The following is a 20367-nucleotide window of genomic DNA, read 5'->3' as shown; positions in this document are numbered from 1 at the left end:
TCCGGCCGGGATCGCGAGTCGCAAGTGACGGGAACGGCCGTCTTTCGTGCGTCACGTAGAGGAAACACTCCAATGAGAAAAATGTTGATCGCGGCCGTTCTGGCCGCCGGCCTCGCCGCCTGTTCGCAGGAAGCCGCCGAACCCGAAGCCGAAGCCACCACCGCCGCCGTTCCCGAGCCCGCCGCCGAGACCGCGGCCATGGCCGCCGACGGCCAGCCCGCCCCGGGCATGTACAGGATCACCACCGCCGACGGCATGGTCTTCAACGAGGACGTCCGCGCCGATGGGACCTATGTCCAGACCGACGAGGCCGGCGAGGTGGTGGAGACCGGACGCTGGGTCCAGAAATCGCCCGAGCAATATTGCTACACGGTCGACGAGCAATATCTCGACGAGGACACCCCGGCCGGCGAGCGCTGCAACACCGAAGGCATCGATGCCGAGGGTGTGTGGACCTCGACCAATCCGGACGGCGAGACGTCGACCGTGGAGCGGGTCACCGCCTGATCCGAACTACGAGGGGAGCGGCGTGCGAGTAAGCTCCGCCGTCGCTCTCACTTGCGCCCATCGCTCTCCAGATGCGCGAGCAGCCGGTCGAGCTGTTCGCTGCTGCGCAGATGCAGGTCGCGCTGGGGATAGGGGATTTCGATCCCTTCGTCCTTGAACAGCCACCACAGCGCCTTGAGCACCTCGCTACGCACGTTGCCGACCCCTTCTTCCGGGTCCTGGATCCAGCAGTGGATGGTGAAGTTGACCGAATTGTCCCCGTATTCGGTCATCCAGACTGTGGGCGGCGGGGTCGCGAGCACCCGGTCGCTGGCGCGCGCGGCCTGCAGCATCAACTCCTCGGCGCGTTTCATGTCGGCATCGTAGCTGATGCCGACGGGCACCTGCATGCGCACATTCTTGCTCGAATAGGACCAGTTCTCGACCTGATTGATCATCAGGTTTTCGTTGGGGATCAGATATTCGCGCTGGTCCCGCGTGGTCACCGACACCGCGCGAACGCCGATCTTGCGGATCTGGCCGAAGCTCTCGTTTCCGGCCATGTCGGTCACGGCGATGACGTCGCCCGGCTTGATCGACTTGTCCATCAGCAGGATGATTCCGGCGATCAGATTGCCGAAGGTCTTCTGCAGGCCGAAGCCGATGGCGAGGCCGAATGCGCCGGAAAACACCGCGAGCGCGGTGAGGTCGATCCCCAGCGCCTCGATCCCGATGAAGAAAGCCGCGCCCCAGACGATGATCGTCAGCACCTTCTCGCCCAGAAGCTGCTGCGCCTCGTCGAAATGCGTGAAGCGCCGCATGGTCGCGTGCGCTGCCTTGCTGGCGAGGTGTGCCGCGAGCAGGACAGCGATCAGGATCACCACCACAATCATCACGTCCCACAGCGAGACGCGGAAGGTGCCGATGCTCAGTGCCGCCGCGTCGAGCGTGTCGATCAGGCTTCCGGCGGTCTGGCTCTGCGCGGAGACCGCTTCGCGCAGCCCCTCTGCCGCGGCGACACCATCGGTCGGGGCCGGCTCGGATAGGCTCCAGGCCTGCTCGACCGGCGCGGCCGTGGGGCTGGCGACGGGGGTGGAGGGAGGGGGGGCGGTCATCTCGGGTCGGTCAGGCGTCCATGGCGGAAAAAGCACGGTCGAGATCGGCAATGAGGTCCTGCGGATCTTCGAGACCGATCGACAGACGGATGGCATATCGGTCGTCCGGCCGCCAGCCCTGCGGCGGCCAGGACATGGCTTCGCGCACCGCGCCGATATCGACCGGCAACGCCAGGCTTTCGAACCCGCCCCAGCTGTAGCCGATGCCGAACAGTTCCAGCGCGTCGATCAGGCGGCAGCGCGCGGCATCGTCGCGGCCGCGCAATACGAAGCTGAAAAGCCCGCAGCCGCCACTAAAATCGCGCTGCCAGAGATCGTTGCCGGGCGCGCCGGGAAGCATCGGGCACAGGACATGTGCGACCTCGCTGCGATCCGCCAGCCATTCGGCGATCGCGAGCGCGCTGGCGGCGGTCCGTTCGAGCCGCAGTTCCATCGTCCGCAGGCCCCGCAGTGCCAGCGCGGCATCGTCGGGAGAGACGACATGGCCGAGTTCCTGGGCGGTGCTGCGCAGGCGGCGGTACCAGCGCTCGCCCGCCGTGCAGGCGCCCATCATCAGGTCGGAATGGCCGCCGACGTGTTTGGTCAGCGCCTGGATCGCGATGTCGCAGCCATGCTCGAGCGCGGGAAAGCCGAGCGAGGTCGCCCAGGTGTCGTCGATCAGGCTCACCGCGCCCTTGTCGCGGGCGATCGCGGCGAGCGCCGGGATGTCGCAGACCTCCATGCTGAGGCTGCCGGGGCTTTCCAGCATGACGGCGCGGGTCTTGTCGCAGAACGCCTGTGCGAACCCGTCCGGATCGAGCGGATCGAAGAACCGCGTCGTGATTCCGAACCGCCCGAGCAGGCCCAGTGCCATGGTCCGTGTGGGATCGTAGGCATTGTCGGTAACCAGCAGCACGTCGCCAGGTTTCAGCACGGCGAGCAGGGCCCCGGCAATAGCCGCCACGCCGCTGGGATAGAGCACGGTGCCGTGCGCTCCCGGCTCCAGCGCGGTCAGCGCTTCGGCCAACGCCCATTGCGTCGGCGAGCCCCGGCGCCCGTAGAAGAACCGCCCGTCGCGGTTGGAATTCGGCCCCTCGCGCAGCGCGGCGCAATCGGCGTAGAGATGAGTGCTCGCCCGATAGATCGGCGGATTGACGACGCGCGGTTCGGGCCCGCGCCCCTCGATGACGAGGCGCGTCGCCGGAGCGGCGGTGGCATCTTTCCCTGCGCTCATGTCAGACTGCGGCCCCCGTCTCCTTGGGCGTGGCCGGGTCCGCCCCCCATTCGGCCCAGCTCCCGTCGTAGAGCGCGGTCTCGTCGGCCCCGATCAGATGCAGCGCGAACAGCAGGACCGAGGCGGTCATGCCGCTGCCGCAGCTGGCGACGATCGGACGACGAGGATCGAGACCGGCGTCGAGGATCGCCTGCCGCAAATCGTCGCGGCTGCGGTAGGTGCCGTCGTCCTCAAACAATGCGCGGTAAGGCAGGTTGCGCGCGCCCGGGATATGGCCTCCGGGAAGTGCGTGGACCGTATCTTCGGTCGCGCCCGAGAATCGCTCGGCGTCGCGGGCATCGACCACCTGTTCGGCCCGGCTGTCGAGATTGGCGAGCATCCGGTCCTTGTCGCGAACATTCGCACCGCGGACCATATCCACTGCGTAATCGCTGGGCTCGACGGCAGCCTCGCCGCTTTCGCAGGGCCGGTTCTCCTCCCGCCATTTGCTCCAGCCGCCGTCGAGGATCGCCACCCGTTCGTGCCCGAACAGCCGCAGGATGAACCATGCGCGCGCCGCGCTGGCGATCATGCTGTCGTCGTAGAGGACGATCCGGTCCGTTCGGCCGATCCCCAGCGCGCGCATCCGCGCTTCGAATTGCGCCGCTGTCGGAAGCGTGTTGGACAGTTCGGCTTCGGGGTCCTGAAAGCTCGGCAAGTCGAGATAACGCGCGCCCGGAACATGCGAGGCGGCGAAATCGGCGTGCGGATCGCACTCCGAGCCCGGAAGGTGGCGGGTGGCGTCGAGCACCACCAGGCCGGATCCGCCCAGGTGCCGTTCCAGCCAGTCGGTCGAGACGAGACTGTCCATGCACGCCCTGCTAGCTGGCGGGGCGCGATGCGTCGATAGCTTCAGTCGATGGTCTTCTGGGCCAGCGGTTCGTAGCTGCGCGGGCCGTCCTCGAGGTTGAACGGTACCAGCCGGGAACCCCCGCCCGAAGCCGCCGGGCCGATCGCCAGCGTGCGGGCGACCGGCTCGATCCCGGCGGCTCGAGCGCGCAGTCGCAACAGCGGCACCAGCAGCGCGACCTGGCCCTGATGAATGACCCTTGCGCTGGCGAGGGGCAGGGTCACCTGACCTTCGAACCGTGCGCTTTGTCCGGCGGCGAGGCGCTTGGTCGCGTGCCGCTCCTCGAGCGCGGTGCCGGCGCCCGCGACCTGCTGTTCCATCGGCAGTTCGCCATGCGCCGAGGCGAGATCGGCCTCGATCGCGACTTCGTTGAGGGCGGAGACAGATCGATTGAGCACCGTCACGCGATAGGCCAGCGTGGCGTTGAGCAGACTGCGGCTCATTCGCAATGCCTCGATGCGCAGGGAAAGAGCGTTCGCAGTCATCGCGCCAACCGGTTCGCCTGCCCGTTCGACGCGCGGCCTTTCTATCGGTGGGACGATGGCGGCAGCGCGTTTGCGTCGCAGAATATAGCCTCCGCCCAGAGCACCCAGACCGAGGGCGGCCAAGGCGCCGATCCACCACAGCCCGCTTTCGGGATTTTCCGGACCCGTCGCCAACTCCGACACTGCATCGGGGACGGGCAGGTCAGGCGTGGAGCCCGCCAGCGGCATCGCCGGGTCGATCGCGATATCCGCTTCGGCGGCAACGGAATCATCGGCGAACGCCGTCGGCGTCGCGCTCGGGCGGGCGATCGGCGGCGCAGCCGGGGCCTGCCGGTTCGCCGGTACGGACCCCGGCAGCACGATCGGCCGGTTCGCCGATGGAACGGTGGTTGCCTCGGGCAGCACGATCGGCGTCTGCCGCGATGGGGAGGGGGTGGGGGTGGGTATGGCGCGCGGGCGGATCGGCACCGCGCCTTCGGTATCGACCGGGCCTTGCACGTCCGGCGTCGCGGTCGGGGTGGGTTCGGGGGGCAGCTGGAAGTCGCGAGGCGATTGCTGGGCAAGAGCAGGCACGGCGATGCACGCCAGAACTACGGGGGGAAGGCGGAAACGCAGGATCATGGCTCGTCGAAATACCGGTTCGATCCGACCGTTCGGATCGCGGCGCTGAATAGGCGGTGAAGCGCCGCCGCCCAAGCCCTTGCTTGCGCGCCAGGCGCTTTCGCGGCACAGGCGCGGCATGGGCGACACACCTTCTCCGACCCCCGCGGCCCCCAGGTTTCTCGGCGCGAACAGCCCGCTGCCCGGCTCGCCCGAGGAGGCGGAACTCGATTACGTCCCCAATCCGCGCGAGGGCGAGCTTTACTGCGTGCGCTTCGCCGCGCCGGAATTCACTTCGCTCTGCCCGGTTACCGGCCAGCCCGATTTCGCGCATCTGGTCATCGATTACGCCCCCGGCGCGACGATCGTCGAGAGCAAGAGCCTCAAGCTCTTCCTCGGCAGTTTCCGCAACCATTGCGGCTTTCACGAGGACGTGACCGTGGGCATCGGCAAACGGTTGTTCGGCGAGATGGCACCACGCTGGCTGCGGATCGGCGGCTATTGGTACCCGCGCGGCGGCATACCGATCGACGTGTTCTGGCAGAGCGCCGCGCCGCCCGAGGGGCTGTGGCTGCCCGACCAGGGCGTGGCTTCATACAGGGGTAGAGGATGATGGGTAAGGTGCTGGACAATCTGCCGAAATATTCGCTGTGGCTCGCCCTGGCGTTGCTCGGCTGGCTGGCGATCGCGGTGTTCGGGCCCAAGCTCGGCGTGATCGGCTGGCAGACCGGGTTCGGCTTCATGACCGTGACCGCAGGGCCGATCCTGATGGCGGTGGTCGCGCTGGTGGCTCTGGTCGCGCTTGCCGCAACATTGCTGCGCCGGCCGCGCAGGCCGTGGTGGAAGGCCGCGGTGGCGCTCGCGATCCCGGCGATCCTGTTCACCGCGCTGCTGCAGATGCGCGCGCGGAGCCAGGAGGTGCCGCCGATCCACGACGTTTCGACCGACCTGCGCAATCCGCCGCAATATTCCGCCGCCACCCTGGCCCTGCGTCGGGAGGCGGGAGCCAACCCGCTGGTCGATTACGGCACGCCGCTGGGCGAGATGGAGATGTGGCAGGGTGTCGATCGCGACCTCGCGATCCGCAACCATGCCGACATCATCGCGGGCGAATACGGTGATCTCCAGCCGATCCCGGTGGGTCGCGCCACACGCGAGGAAGCGATGAACGCGGTGGTCGCAGCAATGGGCGAGATCGGCCTGCAGGATGTGCGGACCGACAGCGCCGCCGGCCTTGTCGAGGGGACGGCGGAAACCTTCGCCTACGGCTTCCGCGACGATGTCGTCGCCCGCATCACCGACACCCGGATCGACCTGCGCTCGGCCAGCCGGGTCGGTGTCTCGGACCTCGGCTACAATGCCGAGCGGCTGCGCGACCTCAGCGACGCGATCGAGGATCGCCTCGGCCGCTGAACCGCGCGATCCAGCGCCGGTCGAGCCAGTCCTTGAGCCGGCGCAGCCAGCGGCCCTGAAGCGCCAGCGGGCCGTAGCTGAGGATGCTTTCGCCGCGGCAGGTGTTGAGGAGGTAGATATCCATGCCGCGCGGATCGTAGGCCGCCAGCCTGCGCTCGCCCGCCACTCTGCGGCGCAGGTTCCGGGCCAATACCGGCCCGGCATAGACCGCGTGGACGCCCGAATGACGGACCTCGCGGTCCGTGCGCCGCGCCACGTCCCCGGCGGCGAAGATATGGGCCATTCCCTCGACCGCGAGGGTGGGGCCGACGCGGATGAAGCCGTCACGATCGACCGGCAGGCCGCAGGTACCGGGCCATTCCGCCGCCCCGCTGCCTATTGCCGCGACGATCAGATCCGGCGGATCGAGCGGTTCCGGGCCCGCCATAAGCCTGCCATCGACGATGCGCGCGTCCACGGAGTGCAGGGCAATTCCCTGCAGGTCGAGTTCGCCGCGGACCTTGCGTCGGACCCGTGCGGAGTGATCGGGCAGCAGGCCGTCCTTCCCCGCGATCAGCTCGACCTCGGGCGCGTGGACGCTGTTGCGCAGGCCGAAGGCGAGTTCGACACCACCAGCGCCGCCGCCGATCACCGCGATCCGCCGCGGGAATGGGCCATGGGTTCGGAGTTCGTTCCAGCGCTCCACGAAGCGATTGATCGGCCGGATGTCGAGCAGGCGCGGATCGGAGCCCAGGACACGCGCGGCCCGCGGCGCACCGCCGGAGGCGATCGAGCAGAGATCGAAGGCAATCGTGTCCCCGGTCGCGAGCATGATCGTGCGGCGCTCGGGATCGATCCCCGTCGCGGGGAAGCGGTGCCACTCGATCCCGGCCGCCGCGACCAGCGGGGCGAGTGCGATCCGCGTCTCGTGCTGACGGTACTCGCCGGCCAGCCAGCCCGGCACCATGCCCGAATACTGCATCGCATCGCGCGGTTCGACCAGCACGGTATGCGCGTCCGGCGGTCCGTGCCGCAGCCAGTCGTCGATCACCCCGAGATGGGCATGCCCCGCACCGATCAGGACGATGGCCGGACGATCAAGCGCCACGGTGTTCGGATGTGGTGCCGGCTGAGGGATTTGAACCCCCGACCTTCGGTTTACAAAACCGCTGCACTACCACTGTGCTAAGCCGGCATCCGGGACGCGCGTCACGTCGGCCCCTTCGATCAAAGCGCGCCGAAAGTCCAGCCTTCGGTGCGGGCGATCTCGGGGCTGAGGCCGGGTGGGTGCCAGCGGCGTTCGCCGTTCGCCACGGCGCGGAGCCAGGCCGCGGCCAGCAGGGCATCGGAGGCATGGTCGTCGATTGGCCCGCTCGCCTCCACAGGTGGCGAACCAAGCGCGCCGAGGGCCTCGTTCAGCGCCCCGAAGCTGCGCATCTTGGCCTTCGATACGGTCCGACCGGCCTCGAGGGCAGCCAGGCTGGTGTAGATCTCGACCACCACCGATCCTTCGGCAGGGAGCGGATCGACGGGCCAGACCGGCAGGTGTCCGCGCAACCGATGGAGCATCCGCATACCGGTAAGGCTCGATTTGCCCACCTGCGCCGCACCGACGAGATTGAAGTTCGAATAGGGCTTGCAACCCATCGCCGCCTGCGCGTGTTCGGTCACGCGGAACCGACCGCGACCGTGATCGGCATCGTCGCAGCGAAAATGCGCGCCGGTCTCGGTGCCGTTGCGAAAATAGGCGCGGTAGTGCGGATGGTCGACGAAGGCCTGCGCGCCGAGGTCGGGGTCCTCGCGGCAAATGTCGTCGACCAGCTCCCAGAGCGCGGGCGCGTCCGGGAGCAGCACCTCGTTAGCCGGAAAATAGGCACCGCAATCGGCATGGGGCAGGGCGATGCCGAGATCGAGGCCGACCAAGGTGTCGGGCGGCAGATCGTCGCGGAGCAGCGCGAGGACTTCGCCCCGGCTCCAGCCGCGTCCGCGCTCGACCAGAACCGGTGGTCCGCCGGCAGCATCGGCCAGCGCCAGCGCAATGCCCTTGTGCCGCGCGCCTTTCGCCCCCGACCAATCGATGGCGAGGAAATGCGCGAAGCGGCGGCTCACCCGCGTTCGCGCCGCAGCTTGTCCCAGTAATCCAGACGCTTCTTCACCTCGCGTTCGAAGCCGCGATCGACAGGTGCGTAATAGGTCTGCGGTTCCATCTCTTCGGGCCAGTAGTCGTCGCCCGAAAAGCCCTCGTCGGCATCGTGATCGTAGCTGTAGCCCGAACCGTAGCCGATCTCCTTCATCAGCTTGGTCGGGGCGTTGAGGATGTTCTTGGGCGGCATCAGGCTGCCGGTTTCCTTCGCGCTGCGGAAACTCGCCTTCATCGCCTTGTAGGCGGCGTTCGATTTGGGCGCGCTGGCGAGGTAGATGCAGGCCTGGACCAGCGCCAGCTCGCCCTCCGGGCTGCCGAGGAATTCGTAGGCGTCCTTGGCTGCCATGCACTGCACCAGCGCCTGCGGGTCGGCCATGCCGATATCCTCCACCGCCATGCGGATCAGCCGCCGCGCGAGGAAGCGCGGCTCCTCGCCCGCGGTGAGCATGCGCGCGAGGTAGTAGAGGCTGGCCTGCACATCGCTTCCGCGTACTGCCTTGTGCAGCGCGGAAATGAGGTTGTAGTGGCCCTCGCGGTCCTTGTCGTAGACCGCCACGCGGCGCTGGAGAAATGCCCCTAGCGCCGCCGGATCGAGCGGCTCCTCGAGCTTCGCGTTGTAGAGCGTCTCGGCCTGGTTGAGCAGGAAACGACCGTCCCCGTCGGCGCTGGCGACCAGCGCGTCGCGCGCCTCGGCGGTGAGGGGGAGGGGGCCTTCCAGAGCTTCGGCCCGGTCGAGCAATTGCCCCAGCGCCTCGCGGTCGAGCCGCTGGAGAATCAGCACCTGCGCACGGCTGAGCAGCGCGGCGTTGAGCGCGAAGCTCGGGTTCTCGGTGGTCGCGCCGACCAGCGTCACCGTGCCGCGTTCGACGAAGGGCAGGAAGCCGTCCTGCTGCGCGCGGTTGAAGCGGTGGATCTCGTCCACGAACAGCAGCGTACGCTGCCCCGCCTCGGCGGCCTTGTCGGCGGCGGCGAAAGCCTTCTTGAGGTCGGCGACCCCGGAAAACACGGCGCTGACGCTCTCGAAGCGCATACCCACGCTGTCTGCAAGCAGGCGGGCGATGGTGGTCTTGCCGGTGCCCGGCGGTCCCCAGAGGATCATGCTCGAAAGCCGGCCCGCGGCGACCATCCGCCCGATCGCGCCCTCGGGGCCGGTCAGATGGTCCTGCCCGATCACTTCTGCGAGGCTGGCGGGGCGCAACCGGTCGGCAAGCGGCGCATCCTCGCGGGGGACCGGCGGTGGGGCAGGGTTGGGCACCGTGTCGGGAAAGAGATCGGCCATTTCGATGGTCAATCTAGGGGCTCGATGAAAAAATGCACCGGGGCTCTTGCCGATGCAGAATAAAGATATATCTTAGAGCCATCGAAGATAGGGCGAGGTAATATGATGCACAGATCACACAAATGGCACCGTCGGGGCCGCATGGGAGGCTGGCCCTTCATCGCGGCGATGATGTCCGAAATGAATGCGAAAGACGGCCTGGGCGCATCGGCTCGGTTCGGCGGGCCTGGCTGGAGCTTCGACTTCGGCTCCGAGGGGCCGGGTCGGGGCCGCCGCCGCCGCATGTTCGGCTCCGGCGAATTGCGCTTGGTTCTGCTCAAGCTGATCGCCGACGAACCGCGCCACGGCTACGAGCTGATGAAGGCGGTAGAGGAGATGACGGAGGGCGGCTATTCGCCGAGCCCTGGCATTCTCTATCCGACCCTGTCGCTGCTCGAGGACGAGGGGGCGATCGCGCAGACCAGCGGCGACGAGCCGCGCAAGGCCTATGAGGCGACCGACGCCGGTCGCCGCGAGCTCGAGGAGCGGGCCGAGGAGGTCGAGGCGCTCATGGACCGGCTCACCGCGCATGGCGAGCGCCGCAGGCCCTTCTCCACGCCGGAGATGTTCCGCGCCGCCGGCAATCTCGCCACGGTTCTCAAGAACAAGGCGAAGAGCGGCGATCTCGACGAGGCGGCGATGCGCGAGATCGTCGACATGGTGGACGAGCTGGCGAAGAAGATCGAACGGCTTTGAGCCGGGGCGCCGTCCGTGCTATCTCTCCCGCAGGGTCGCATCCCTGTGGGAGGGGAAGCATGAACATTGCTGCAAACACGCCGTGGCACGTCTGGGCGGTCGGCATCGTCACCTTGCTGTTCAACGCGATGGGCGTGTTCAGCTACATCATGACGCAGACCGGCAACCTCGAGGCGCTCGGCATGACGGCCGATCAGATCGCCTATTTCGATACCTTCCCGGCCTGGGCGCACGGCGTCTGGGCCCTGGGTGTCTGGGGCGCCTTCGTCGGCTCGATCCTGATCCTGCTGCGCAGCCGCTTTGCGCTTGCCAGCTTCGCGGTCGCCACCGTAGGACTGGTCGGCACCACCTATTTCGAGCTCGCGGTCGCCGAAGTTCCAGAGGAGCTTCAGAACCCCTCGCTGCTGGTGGCAATCTGGGTCTTCACTATCGGTTCGCTGATCTATTGCTGGCGCATGCGCGCCGCCGGTGTGCTGCGCTGATCAGCGCCGCGTTGCGGCAAGGCGCAGGTAGGTATCGACCACCGTCTGGTTGATGGCGTCCCAGCTGTAGTCCCCGGCCTTGCGCTCGCCGGCCTGTCCATGTGCTCGGCGCAGGTCCGGATCGTTGCAATAGGGTGCGAGCGCCGCGGCGAAGCTTTCCGGCGTGCCTTCGCGCACCAGCGTTCCGGTCTCGCCGTCGTCGACCAGGCTGGCGCTGCCGGTGGCCCCGGCGGCCACCACGGGCAATCCGCTCGCCATCGCTTCCAGCGTGACGTTGCCGAAGGTCTCGGTGACCGAAGGGTTGAAGAAGATGTCCGCGCTCGCCAGCGCGCGGCCGAGGTCGGGGCCGGTCTGGAACCCTGCGAAGACACCGCCCGGCAAGGCGCGCTCGAACCATTCGCGCGCCGGGCCGTCGCCGATCACCAGCACCCGGTGCGGCACCTCGCGGCGGCGCAGCGCGACGATGGTCTCGGCGAAACTGTCGAGCCCCTTTTCCATTACCAGCCGCCCGAGGAAGGCGATGGCCGCCTCCTCGTCGCCGATGCCGAGCGCGCGGCGCCATGCGAGATCGCGCTTGCACGGATGGAAGATGTCGCGGTCGACCCCACGTGTCCACAGCGTGATGTTGTCGTGCATGCCCTGCGCCTTGAGCTCTGCGATCTGGCTTTCGGACGGCGCCACCAGTGCATCGCAGCGGTTGTAGAACCGCCTCAACATCCATTCGACCAGCGGCTCGGTGAAGCCGAGCCCGTAATAGCGGGGATAGGTCTCGAACTTGGTGTGGACAGAGGCGAGCACGGGGATTCCGCGATCGCGCGCCCATTTCTGCGCTGCGTGACCGGTAGGATCGGGCGAGGAGAGGTGGACCATGTTGGGCGCGAAACGCTCGAGATCACGCCGCGCGGCGGCGTTCAGTCCCAGGGGCAGCCGGTATTCGCCGCGACCGGGGACGGGCATGCGGGTGTTGGGAATATCGACGAGATCGCCGGTCGGCGCGAAGTCCGGTTCGGCCACCACCGGGGCATAGACGCGCAGCGCCGCGCCTTGGCTCAGCAGATAACCGGCGAGGCGGTTCAGCGCCTGATTGGCGCCGTCGCGGGTGTAATTGTAGTTCCCGCTGAACAGGGCAATGCGCAGGTCGCTCGGCTCCATGGCCGCGGGCCATAGGCAAGCACGGGGCGCTTGGCGAGGGGGCCGTGCGCGATCGCGAATGCACCACGCCCTGTCGATGGAACCCGCTTTCGCATTGACACGCTGCGACGCAACATTAGGTGCGGCTTCGGGCCACGCGGTCCCAACGCCGCGCGTGCTCTCTGCAAGGAGAGAATACATGACTGACGAACCCACGCTCAAGCCTGAGCGCCCTTTCTTTTCGTCCGGACCGACCGCCAAGCACAAGGGCTGGTCCGCTTCCAATCTCAAAACCGAATCGCTCGGCCGCTCGCACCGCAGCAGCCTCGGCAAGTCGCGGCTGAAGCATGCCATCGACCTGTCGAAGGAATTGCTCGGCGTGCCGGAGGATTACCTGGTCGGCATCATGCCGGCATCGGATACCGGTGCGCTCGAATGCGCGATGTGGACGATGCTCGATCCCGCGCGCCCGGCGACGGTGGCGGCCTGGGAAAGCTTCGGCAACGTCTGGATCCAGGATGCGGTCAAGCAGTTGAAGCTTCCCAGACTGACCACGCTCGACGCGGATTACGGCGAGATCCCGGATCTGGCGTCGATCCCGCAGGACAACGATGTGGTCTTCACCTGGAACGGCACCACCAGCGGCGCGAAGATTCCGGACACTCAATGGCTGGCCGATGGCCGCGAGGGCGTGACGATCAACGATGCCACCAGCGCCGTCTTCGCGATGGAGATGGACTGGGCCAAGCTCGATGCCACGACATACAGCTGGCAGAAGGTGATGGGCTCGGAAGCCCAGCATGGCATGCTGATCCTCAGCCCCAAGGCGGTCGAGCGGATCGAGAGCTACGATCCCGAATGGCCGCTGCCCAAGCTCTTCCGCCTGAAGAAGGGCGGCAAGATCAACGAGGGCATCTTCCGCGGCGAGACGATCAACACACCCTCGATGCTCGCGACCGAGGATTACATCGACGCGCTCGAATGGGCGCAGGGGCTCGGCGGGCGCAAGGCGATGTTCGAGCGTGCCGATGCCAATGCGAAGCTCGTCACCGATTGGATCGAGGCGACCCCGTGGCTGCGCAACATGGTATCCGATCCGGCCAAGCGCACCAACACCGGCGTGTGCTTCGTCTTCCAGGGCGACTGGTACGAGAGCCTTTCCGACGAGGACAAGGCAGGCGTCCCCAAGAAGATCGTGAAGCTGCTCGAGGATCGCGACGTCGGTTACGATTTCAACGGCTATCGCGACGCACCCCCGAGCCTGCGCATCTGGTGCGGCGGCACGGTCGAGCAGGAGGATCTGAAGCGCCTGCTGCCGTGGATCGAATGGGCCTACGAACAGGTCCGCAACGGCTGATCCGCCGGTCGGCCCGGATCGCGGGCCGAAGCCTTCCCTTCCAGACATCCTGCCCGGCGGGTGCCGGGCGAACGACAGGACAATTCCGTCATGACCAAACCCAAAGTTCTCATCAGCGACAAGATGGACCCCAACGCCGCGCGCATCTTCGAGGAACGCGGCTGCGAGGTGGATGTCATCACCGGGGAAACCCCCGACGAACTCAAGGCCCGCATCGCAGACTATGACGGCCTCGCCATCCGCTCCTCGACCAAGGTGACCGCGGACATCCTCGCCGCCGCCGACAACCTCAAGGTCATCGGCCGGGCGGGCATCGGCGTCGACAATGTCGACATCCCCGCCGCCAGTTCGAAGGGCGTGGTGGTGATGAACACCCCCTTCGGCAATTCGATCACCACCGCCGAACATGCCATCGCGATGATCTTCGCGCTCGCCCGCCAGATTCCGCAGGCCGATGCGCGCACCCAGAAGGGCGAATGGCCCAAGAACGATTTCATGGGCATCGAGGTGACCGGCAAGACGCTCGGACTGATCGGCGCGGGCAACATCGGCTCGATCGTCGCCGCCCGGGCGTTGGGCCTGCGGATGAAGGTAATCGCCTACGATCCCTTCCTGACGCCCGAAAGCGCGATCGAGATCGGGGTCGAGAAGGTCGATCTCGACGGCCTGCTGGCGCGCGCCGATTTCATCACGCTGCACACGCCGCTGACCGACGAAACCCGCAACATCCTCTCCGCCGAGAACATCGCCAGGACCAAGCCCGGCGTGCGGATCGTCAATTGCGCGAGAGGGGGCTTGATCGACGAGGCGGCGCTGGCCGCAGCGCTCGACAGCGGGCAGGTCGCGGGCGCGGCGCTCGACGTGTTCCAGACCGAACCGGCGAAGGAATCGCCGCTGTTCGGCAAGCCCAATTTCATCTGCACCCCGCATCTCGGAGCCAGCACCACGGAGGCGCAGGTCAACGTCGCGCTCCAGGTGGCGGAGCAGATGGCCGACTATCTGGTCAACGGCGGCGTCTCCAACGCGCTCAACATGCCCAGCCTCAGCGCCGAGGAAGCGCCCAAGCTGCGGCCCTACATGAAGCTGGCGGAAAATCTCGGCAGCCTCGTCGGCCAGCTCGCCCACGGAAATCTCACGCGGATCAGCATCGAGCGAGAGGGGGCCGCGGCCGAACTGTCGGGCAAGCCGATCACCGGCGCCGTGCTGGCCGGGCTGATGCGCCAGTATTCGGACACGGTGAACATGGTCAACGCGCCGTACCTCGCCAAGGAACGCGGGCTCGACGTGCGCGAGGTGCGTCACGATCGCGAGGGTGCGTACAGCACGCTGCTGCGCGTGACCGTGGGAACCGATAGCGGCGATCGCTCGGTCGCCGGCACGCTGTTCGGGCCCGATGCGCCGCGGCTGGTGGAGATCTTCGGGGTCGGCATCGAGGCGGAACTGGAGGGCGACATGCTCTACATCGTCAACGACGACGCACCGGGCTTCATCGGCCGGATCGGGACGCTGCTGGGCGAAAACGGGATCAACATCGGCACCTTCCATCTCGGCCGCCGCCAGGCGGGGGCGCAAGCGACGCTGCTACTGAGTGTCGACCAGCCGATCCCAGATGCCGTCGTCGAGCAGGCGTGCGCGCTCGAAGGTGTGCGCCTGGTCAAGCCGCTGGAATTCTGATGCCGGCTGGGGCAGGGGCTGCCGGGCCATGACCGGACCCTTCAGCAACCGCGCCGCCGATCCAGACGACCTCCTGCCCGAGGGGCTGGAGGACATGCTTCCGCACCGCTCCGCCGCCGTCAGCCGGGCGACGCGATCCGTGCTCGCGGCGATGGACGGCCGCGGCTACGACCGCGTCCGCCCGCCGATGCTCGAGTTCGAACGCTCGCTCGCCGGGCGGATGGACGGGGTGGCGACGCGCCGCATGTTCCGCTTCGTCGACCCGGCGAGCCTGCGCACGCTGGCGCTGAGGAGCGACATAACCCCGCAGATCGGTCGCATCGCTGCCACCGGTCTCGCCGATGCGCCGCGCCCCCTGCGGCTGTGCTACGGCGGCGAGGTCGCGACGATCCGCGCCGACCAGCTCGATCCGGCGCGCCAGCGGCTCCAGCTCGGAGCGGAACTGATCGGCAGCGACACCGTCGAGGCAGCGAGCGAGATCGTCACCCTGGCGATCGAGGCGCTGGCCGCGGCCGGGGCAAACGGGGTTTCCGTCGATTTCACCCTTCCCGATCTGGTCGACCGGCTGGCCGAGAAGGCGATGCCGCTCGAACCCGGTGCGAAGGATGCGGTCCGGCGCGAACTGGATGCCAAGGATGCGGGCGGGCTCGCGGAGATCCCGGGCGGCGAGGCCTACCTGCCGCTGCTCTACGCCGCCGGGGATTTCGACGCGGCGATCGAACGGCTCTCCGCTCTCGATGCCGGCGGAGCGCTGGCGAGCCGCATCGGAGGCCTGCGCGCCATCGCCGCGCGCCTGGGCGACCGGACCCGGCTGACGCTCGACCCGAGCGAACGCCATGGCTTCGAGTACCAGAGCTGGTTCGGCTTCACCGTCTATGCCGAGGGCGCGCGCGGCGCGCTGGGCCGGGGAGGCACCTATCGTCTGTCCGGCAGCGGCGAGACCGCGACCGGGTTCTCGCTCTACATGGAACCCATGTTGGAAGCGCTGGGCGAGGGGCCTGTCGGGCGCGACCTGCTCTTCCTTCCCCTCGGCCACGACCGGGAAGCCGCAGCGCGATTGCGCAGCGAAGGCTGGCGGACCCTGTCGGCACTCGACGAAAGCGACGAGGCGGCGGTGCTGGGATGCACCCACCGCCTCACCGCCGAAGGTCCGCGCCCGATCTGATCAGCTGAATTTCGCAGGATCGGGCCCCATGCGCCCGTCCGCGCTGTCGAGCGCGTCGATCCGGCCCATCTGCTCGTCCGATAGTTCGAAGGCGAGCGCCTTGAAATTGGCTTCGATGTGATCGCGGCTACTGGCCTTGGGAATCGGGCAGAGGCCGTGCTGCAGATGCCAGCGCAGGATCACCGCGCTCGCCGGCTGGCCGGTCTCCTCGGCGATCGCGCCGACGGTGTCGTCGTCCATGCCTTCGCCCTGGCCGAGCGGCGACCAGCTCTGGGTAACGATCCCCATCTCCTCGTGGACCTTGCGCAGGCCTTGCTGCTGAAAGCTGGGATGCAGTTCGATCTGGTTGAGCGCCGGGGTCACGCCGGTGGCATCGACGATGCGCTTCAGATCCTGCTCGCGGAAATTGGACACGCCGATCGACTTGGCCTTGCCGGCATCGCGCAGCTCGATCAGCGCTTTCCACGTGTCGACGAACAGATCCTTGTCCGGGCACGGCCAGTGGATCAGCAGCATGTCGACATGGTCGCGGCCGAGCCGGTCGAGGCATTTGTCGGCGGCCTTGAGCGTCCGGTCGTAGCCCTGGCTATCGTTCCAGATCTTGGTCTGGAGGAAGATGTCCGACCATTCGCCGACGCCCTTGCCGACACCGCGCTCGTTTTCATAGATCGCGGCGGTGTCGACCAGCCAGTAGCCGACATCGATCGCGGTCGCGACCGCTTCGGGCGCGTCGTCATCGGCAAGCTTGTAGGTGCCGAAGCCGAGCTGGGGGATCTGCCGGCCGTCGTTGAGGTCGAGGGTGGGATAGTCGGTCATGGATGCTCCTTGGTTGCGTCCCACCAACGGAGCGGACGCGCGATCTTTCCGGCCCGGATCCCGAAAAAATCGCGCGTCCGAAAAACGCTATCGGTCGAGCCGGTAGGCGTCGCGCCCGGGCTCGCCGACCGGGGGCAGGGGCAGGGGCACCAGCTCGCGCACCGGTTCGGCGGCGATCTTCGCTTCCAGCCAGCCCACCGCCGCTTCGAGCTGGGCGTCCTGCCCCTCGAAGCTCGCGTGCGGCAGGTTCTCGACCTCGATGTCCGGAGCGACGCCCCAGCCTTCGATCAGCCAGCGCCCGTCGAGCCCGTACTGAGCATATTCGGCAATCCGGGCCATGCCGTTGTCGGTCAGCGGATTGCGGCCCGACAGCCAGATGCCGGCCCCGGCGGTGCGCGTGCCGATCAGCGGCGCAAGGCCCAGCGACTTCATCCCGGCGGCGAAGGTCTCGCCGTCGGAATAGGTCCGCTCGTCGATCAGCACCGCGATATGGCCGCGGAACGCGCCCTGCATGTTGGTATAGGGCCGGCCGCCGTCGGTCGCCCAATAGGCCCAGACGCGGCGCATCAGTTGCGCGATGACGATGCTGTCGACATTGCCGCCGTTGTTGCCGCGCACGTCGATGATCAGTCCGTCCTTGTCGAGCTGGGGGAAGAAATCGCGCGCGAAGGCGGCGACATCGTCCCCGCCCATGGCCTTGAGGGCGACATAGCCGATGTCGCCGCCCGAAAGCCGGTCGGTCTCCGCGCGCTTCTCCTGAACCCGATCGAACCAGCGGGCCATGTATTCGCCGCCCGCATTCATCGGCTGGACGATGGCGGAAACGCTCCGGCCGCCGCGCGTCAGGTCGAGCCTGACCTCTTGCCCGACCTTGGCGGTGAGCGCCTGGGCGAGCTCGGCGTGGGTGCGGACCGGACGTCCGTCGACCCGCGTGATGACGTCGCCGACCCTGGCATCGACTCCCGGCCGGGTCAGCGGCGGCCGCATCGAGACGATGTCCTCGTCGCTGCGATAGATGGCGTCGATCCGGAGCCCGCCGGCCACCGGCGAGGTCTCCGCGCCGAGGAAGCCGAGCTCGGCGTTTTCGGTATCGCGCGGTACGTCGCCCCCGCCCACCTGGCTGTGGAGGATGCCGAGCTGCGAGGACATCTGCGAGAGAATGGCGTTCAGCTCTGCGCGGTGGCCGATGCGCGCGACCAGCGGTTCGTGCCGCGCGCGCACCGCATTCCAGTCGACGCCGCGCAGCGCGGGATCGTAGGCGAAGTCGCGGTGCATGCGCCATGCGTCGACGAACATCTGCTGCCATTCGGCCTGCGGATCGACCAGCAGCTTCCAGTCGGCCAGCCGCACCCGATGGGGGTCGAGCGTATCGGGCATTTTCGCACCCACCGGGACCAGCGCCATCGCCGGACTGTCGGGCGGACCCGACACCACGAAGGCGGTCTTGCGATCCGCGGATAGCTCGAAGCCCAGCGCCTTGGCGGCGAAGGTCTCGATCTTGGGATCGTTCTTGCTGATCGCTACCGAGACGATGTCCTCGCCGCGCCGGGTGAAGAGGAAATCCTCCGCCGCGAACAATGCGCCTTCGACCCCGGCGGCACCGGGGACCTTGTAGAGGCGGTCCGCGAGCCCCTCGAGGACGATATTCGCCGGGGCGGGCTTGGTGTCCTCCTCCTCCTCGTCTTCTTTTTTCGAATCCTCGGCCGAGCCTGCAGCGCCAAGTTCGGCCTCCTCGTCCTCGCCGCTCAACTCGTTCTCCTCGACGAAGCGGAATTCGGACGCGGGGTCGAGCTGGAGCGCGTAGATCTCGCCGCGATCCGGGAAGGCCACGCCCATGTTGCGATCGCCCCAAGGATAGCCTGGATTCGGAGAGAAATTGCGTTCGGAGAGGAAATAGAGCCACGCCCCGTCATGCGCGAAGGCGGGGGCGAAATCGCTGTACTTGTCGGAGGTGGCGCGCACCCGGCGGCCGCTGGCGAGATCCTGGACGAAGATCGATCCGCGATAGCCGGTACCACCGTCGAAATCTTCGGCATAGGCGATGAATTTCCCGTCCGGCGAGAAGGTCACGCCGGAAAAGGGATTGTCGTTGCCGGTGGCGTTGCGGGCGAGTTCGGTCACCCGGCCGGTGGCGACGTCGATCTTCTGCAACCTGGCTGCCTTGTCGGCGACGACGATGGTCTTGCCGTCGGGCGAGAGATCGAATTCCCAGATGTAGCTGTCGTAGCCGCGGGTCACCGCCACCGGAGCGCCGGTGCCGTCGGCCGGCATCCGGTAGATGTCACCGCGCACGTCCTGGTCGATGATCGCGAAGACCTCCGCGCCCTCGGGCCCGGCGACCGCTTCGCGCGCACGCGCGTCGAGCGGGACGGGAAACTCGATCCGGCGGCGCTGGCTGGTGAAGCCCAGCGCCACTCGACCGCGCGCGGTCAGGGCCACGCTCTCGCCGGATGGCGAGACATGCGCGGCGGTGAGATTGCGCAGCGGATTCTCGAGCGCGCGTTCGCGGGTCTGCTCGCGATCGGTGACGAGGTCGATGTCGAGCCGGCGCATGGTGTTCCCGGCGATCGAATAGACGTGGAGGTCGGCGCCGTTCTGCAGGAATATCTCGCCGTTATCGAGACTCGCCTGCAGCACCGGGAAGGGCAGTTCCGCCGAATGCTGGCGAACCCCGCTGCCGTCTTCGGCAACCGACCAGACGGCATCCCCGCCGCTCTGGTCGGAGATGAAATAGATGCGCCCGTTCCAGGCCATCGGCATGCGGATTCCGGCGGCGTGGTCGGCGAGCAGCTGGGTCGCCTCGGCCTGCGATCCCATCTGCCAACGCCACAGCTGCGCCGTGCCGCCGCCGCGATACTGCACGGCGTTGTCGTTGGCGCGCATGTCGAGGCCGCGGCGCTGGAAGAACAGCGTGTTCGGGTCCGAACCGAAGGTCGCGGCGTTCGCGCGCCATAGCGGGATCGCCTGCGGCTCGCCGCCGTCGGGCGCGACGGTGTAGAGGATTTCGCCGAGCCCGCCCCCGTGGCGGTTGGTGGCGAAGACCACGCGGCCCTCGGGCGTCCAGCCGACGGTGCGCACCCCGCCGCTCTCGAAGGTCAGCCGCTTCGGCGCCCCGCCCGAAACCGGCATGACGTAGACGTCGCCGGTGCTGTCGTAGGCGGCGTTGAAGGCGACCATGGTGCCGTCCGGCGAAAGCGCGGCATTGCTCTCCTCTTCCTCGTGATTGGTCAGCCGGACCGCCATCCCGCCGCCGCGCGGCGCGCGCCACAGATCGCCCTCGCTGGCGAAGACCAGCGTGTCGCCGCGCGCGCTCGGATATTGGTAATAGCCTTCCTCGGCAGCGACGGCGGATGCGGCGAGCGCGAGCAGGCTCGCGGCGGCGAAGCGAAGCGATTTCATTCCTGG

18 protein-coding genes and 1 tRNA gene are annotated in these 20367 nt (G+C 67.8%); 8 read left to right on the top strand and 11 right to left on the bottom strand.

The annotated features are described in order from the left end of the window. Positions 1–72: 72 nt before the first annotated feature. Positions 73–507: a lipoprotein gene (locus ACGHN1_RS07975; protein WP_390550099.1), complete on the top strand. Its 435-nt coding sequence runs from the start codon at positions 73–75 to the stop codon at positions 505–507. 47 nt (positions 508–554) lie between these two features. Here the strand turns inward: ACGHN1_RS07975 and ACGHN1_RS07970 are convergent, their stop codons facing one another. Genes ACGHN1_RS07970 through ACGHN1_RS07955 form a run of 4 tightly spaced genes read right to left on the bottom strand, consistent with a single transcriptional unit; the run spans position 555 to position 4809 of the window. After that, the gene (locus ACGHN1_RS07970; protein WP_390550097.1) at positions 555–1601 is read right to left on the bottom strand and encodes a mechanosensitive ion channel family protein; all 1047 of its coding nucleotides are present in this window, start codon (positions 1599–1601) and stop codon (positions 555–557) included. A 10-nt stretch (positions 1602–1611) separates the two neighbouring features. Beyond that, positions 1612–2814 carry a cystathionine beta-lyase gene (gene metC / locus ACGHN1_RS07965; protein ID WP_390550095.1) on the bottom strand — a complete coding sequence of 401 codons (1203 nt, stop codon included), beginning with the start codon at positions 2812–2814 and terminating at the stop codon, positions 1612–1614. Between the two features lies 1 nt (position 2815). Next, a complete protein-coding gene (locus ACGHN1_RS07960) occupies positions 2816–3664 on the bottom strand; it encodes a sulfurtransferase (RefSeq protein ID WP_390550093.1) in 849 nt (282 codons plus the stop codon). A gap of 41 nt (positions 3665–3705) precedes the next feature. After that, on the bottom strand, positions 3706–4809 hold the full coding sequence (locus tag ACGHN1_RS07955) for a hypothetical protein (protein ID WP_390550091.1): 1104 nt from the start codon (positions 4807–4809) through the stop codon (positions 3706–3708). A 118-nt stretch (positions 4810–4927) separates the two neighbouring features. Here ACGHN1_RS07955 and queF point away from each other — a divergent pair, with 118 nt between their 5' ends. Both queF and ACGHN1_RS07945 read left to right on the top strand, forming a co-directional pair. Then, complete coding sequence (gene queF, locus ACGHN1_RS07950) at positions 4928–5401, top strand: preQ(1) synthase (protein WP_390550089.1); 474 nt, start codon at positions 4928–4930, stop codon at positions 5399–5401. Beyond that, a complete protein-coding gene (locus ACGHN1_RS07945) occupies positions 5398–6201 on the top strand; it encodes a DUF1499 domain-containing protein (protein ID WP_390550087.1) in 804 nt (267 codons plus the stop codon). Before queF ends, ACGHN1_RS07945 begins: the two co-directional genes overlap by 4 nt. Here the strand turns inward: ACGHN1_RS07945 and ACGHN1_RS07940 are convergent. The 4 genes from ACGHN1_RS07940 to ACGHN1_RS07925 form a co-directional block, all read right to left on the bottom strand. Next, positions 6167–7288, bottom strand: a complete 1122-nt coding sequence (locus ACGHN1_RS07940) for an FAD-dependent oxidoreductase (RefSeq protein ID WP_390550085.1) — start codon at positions 7286–7288, stop codon at positions 6167–6169. The genes ACGHN1_RS07945 and ACGHN1_RS07940 overlap by 35 nt on opposite strands. Before the next feature lie 12 nt (positions 7289–7300). Next, positions 7301–7375 (bottom strand) — tRNA-Thr (locus tag ACGHN1_RS07935). Positions 7376–7407: 32 nt separating this feature from the next. After that, a complete protein-coding gene (locus ACGHN1_RS07930) occupies positions 7408–8289 on the bottom strand; it encodes a hypothetical protein (protein WP_390550083.1) in 882 nt (293 codons plus the stop codon). Further along, positions 8286–9602, bottom strand: coding sequence for a replication-associated recombination protein A (locus ACGHN1_RS07925; protein WP_390550903.1), 1317 nt, complete (start codon positions 9600–9602; stop codon positions 8286–8288). Before ACGHN1_RS07925 ends, ACGHN1_RS07930 begins: the two co-directional genes overlap by 4 nt. A 141-nt stretch (positions 9603–9743) precedes the next feature. Here ACGHN1_RS07925 and ACGHN1_RS07920 point away from each other — a divergent pair, with 141 nt between their 5' ends. Both ACGHN1_RS07920 and ACGHN1_RS07915 read left to right on the top strand, forming a co-directional pair. Continuing rightward, positions 9744–10337, top strand: a complete 594-nt coding sequence (locus tag ACGHN1_RS07920) for a PadR family transcriptional regulator (RefSeq protein WP_390550081.1) — start codon at positions 9744–9746, stop codon at positions 10335–10337. 59 nt (positions 10338–10396) lie between these two features. Continuing rightward, on the top strand, positions 10397–10819 hold the full coding sequence (locus tag ACGHN1_RS07915; protein ID WP_390550079.1) for a hypothetical protein: 423 nt from the start codon (positions 10397–10399) through the stop codon (positions 10817–10819). Here ACGHN1_RS07915 and ACGHN1_RS07910 read toward each other — a convergent pair whose 3' ends face one another. After that, the gene (locus tag ACGHN1_RS07910) at positions 10820–11971 is read right to left on the bottom strand and encodes a glycosyltransferase family 4 protein (RefSeq protein WP_390550077.1); all 1152 of its coding nucleotides are present in this window, start codon (positions 11969–11971) and stop codon (positions 10820–10822) included. Between the two features lie 178 nt (positions 11972–12149). On the opposite strand from ACGHN1_RS07910, the gene ACGHN1_RS07905 reads away from it, so the two are divergent. The 3 genes from ACGHN1_RS07905 to ACGHN1_RS07895 all read left to right on the top strand — a co-directional run bounded on the left by ACGHN1_RS07905 (position 12150) and on the right by ACGHN1_RS07895 (position 16146). Beyond that, positions 12150–13307, top strand: a complete 1158-nt coding sequence (locus tag ACGHN1_RS07905; protein ID WP_390550075.1) for a phosphoserine transaminase — start codon at positions 12150–12152, stop codon at positions 13305–13307. Between the two features lie 90 nt (positions 13308–13397). Beyond that, a complete protein-coding gene (serA, locus tag ACGHN1_RS07900; RefSeq protein ID WP_390550074.1) occupies positions 13398–14981 on the top strand; it encodes a phosphoglycerate dehydrogenase in 1584 nt (527 codons plus the stop codon). Between the two features lie 28 nt (positions 14982–15009). Beyond that, positions 15010–16146, top strand: coding sequence for an ATP phosphoribosyltransferase regulatory subunit (locus ACGHN1_RS07895; protein ID WP_390550073.1), 1137 nt, complete (start codon positions 15010–15012; stop codon positions 16144–16146). Here the strand turns inward: ACGHN1_RS07895 and ACGHN1_RS07890 are convergent, their stop codons facing one another. Beyond that, the gene (locus ACGHN1_RS07890; RefSeq protein ID WP_390550071.1) at positions 16147–16962 is read right to left on the bottom strand and encodes an aldo/keto reductase; all 816 of its coding nucleotides are present in this window, start codon (positions 16960–16962) and stop codon (positions 16147–16149) included. It lies immediately after the preceding gene. Positions 16963–17049: 87 nt separating this feature from the next. Next, positions 17050–20361: a S41 family peptidase gene (locus tag ACGHN1_RS07885; RefSeq protein WP_390550069.1), complete on the bottom strand. Its 3312-nt coding sequence runs from the start codon at positions 20359–20361 to the stop codon at positions 17050–17052. Positions 20362–20367: the final 6 nt, after the last annotated feature.

This window comes from Qipengyuania sp. MTN3-11 (genome assembly GCF_042851825.1).
In the GTDB taxonomy this organism is placed as follows: Bacteria; Pseudomonadota; Alphaproteobacteria; order Sphingomonadales; family Sphingomonadaceae; genus Qipengyuania.
Note: the sequence above shows the minus strand (reverse complement) of the source record. Positions and strands in the feature narration are given on the sequence as shown.

Coding starts and splice junctions, on each gene's coding strand:
- metC (WP_390550095.1), bottom strand. CDS start 2,814: ATGAGCGCAGGGAAAGATGCCACCGCCGCTCCGGCGACGCGCCTCGTC.
- queF (WP_390550089.1), top strand. CDS start 4,928: ATGGGCGACACACCTTCTCCGACCCCCGCGGCCCCCAGGTTTCTCGGC.
- ACGHN1_RS07890 (WP_390550071.1), bottom strand. CDS start 16,962: ATGACCGACTATCCCACCCTCGACCTCAACGACGGCCGGCAGATCCCC.
- ACGHN1_RS07915 (WP_390550079.1), top strand. CDS start 10,397: ATGAACATTGCTGCAAACACGCCGTGGCACGTCTGGGCGGTCGGCATC.
- ACGHN1_RS07925 (WP_390550903.1), bottom strand. CDS start 9,602: ATGGCCGATCTCTTTCCCGACACGGTGCCCAACCCTGCCCCACCGCCG.
- ACGHN1_RS07920 (WP_390550081.1), top strand. CDS start 9,744: ATGGGAGGCTGGCCCTTCATCGCGGCGATGATGTCCGAAATGAATGCG.
- ACGHN1_RS07960 (WP_390550093.1), bottom strand. CDS start 3,664: ATGGACAGTCTCGTCTCGACCGACTGGCTGGAACGGCACCTGGGCGGA.
- ACGHN1_RS07910 (WP_390550077.1), bottom strand. CDS start 11,971: ATGGAGCCGAGCGACCTGCGCATTGCCCTGTTCAGCGGGAACTACAAT.
- ACGHN1_RS07955 (WP_390550091.1), bottom strand. CDS start 4,809: ATGATCCTGCGTTTCCGCCTTCCCCCCGTAGTTCTGGCGTGCATCGCC.
- ACGHN1_RS07895 (WP_390550073.1), top strand. CDS start 15,010: ATGACCGGACCCTTCAGCAACCGCGCCGCCGATCCAGACGACCTCCTG.
- ACGHN1_RS07905 (WP_390550075.1), top strand. CDS start 12,150: ATGACTGACGAACCCACGCTCAAGCCTGAGCGCCCTTTCTTTTCGTCC.
- serA (WP_390550074.1), top strand. CDS start 13,398: ATGACCAAACCCAAAGTTCTCATCAGCGACAAGATGGACCCCAACGCC.
- ACGHN1_RS07945 (WP_390550087.1), top strand. CDS start 5,398: ATGATGGGTAAGGTGCTGGACAATCTGCCGAAATATTCGCTGTGGCTC.
- ACGHN1_RS07975 (WP_390550099.1), top strand. CDS start 73: ATGAGAAAAATGTTGATCGCGGCCGTTCTGGCCGCCGGCCTCGCCGCC.
- ACGHN1_RS07970 (WP_390550097.1), bottom strand. CDS start 1,601: ATGACCGCCCCCCCTCCCTCCACCCCCGTCGCCAGCCCCACGGCCGCG.
- ACGHN1_RS07885 (WP_390550069.1), bottom strand. CDS start 20,361: ATGAAATCGCTTCGCTTCGCCGCCGCGAGCCTGCTCGCGCTCGCCGCA.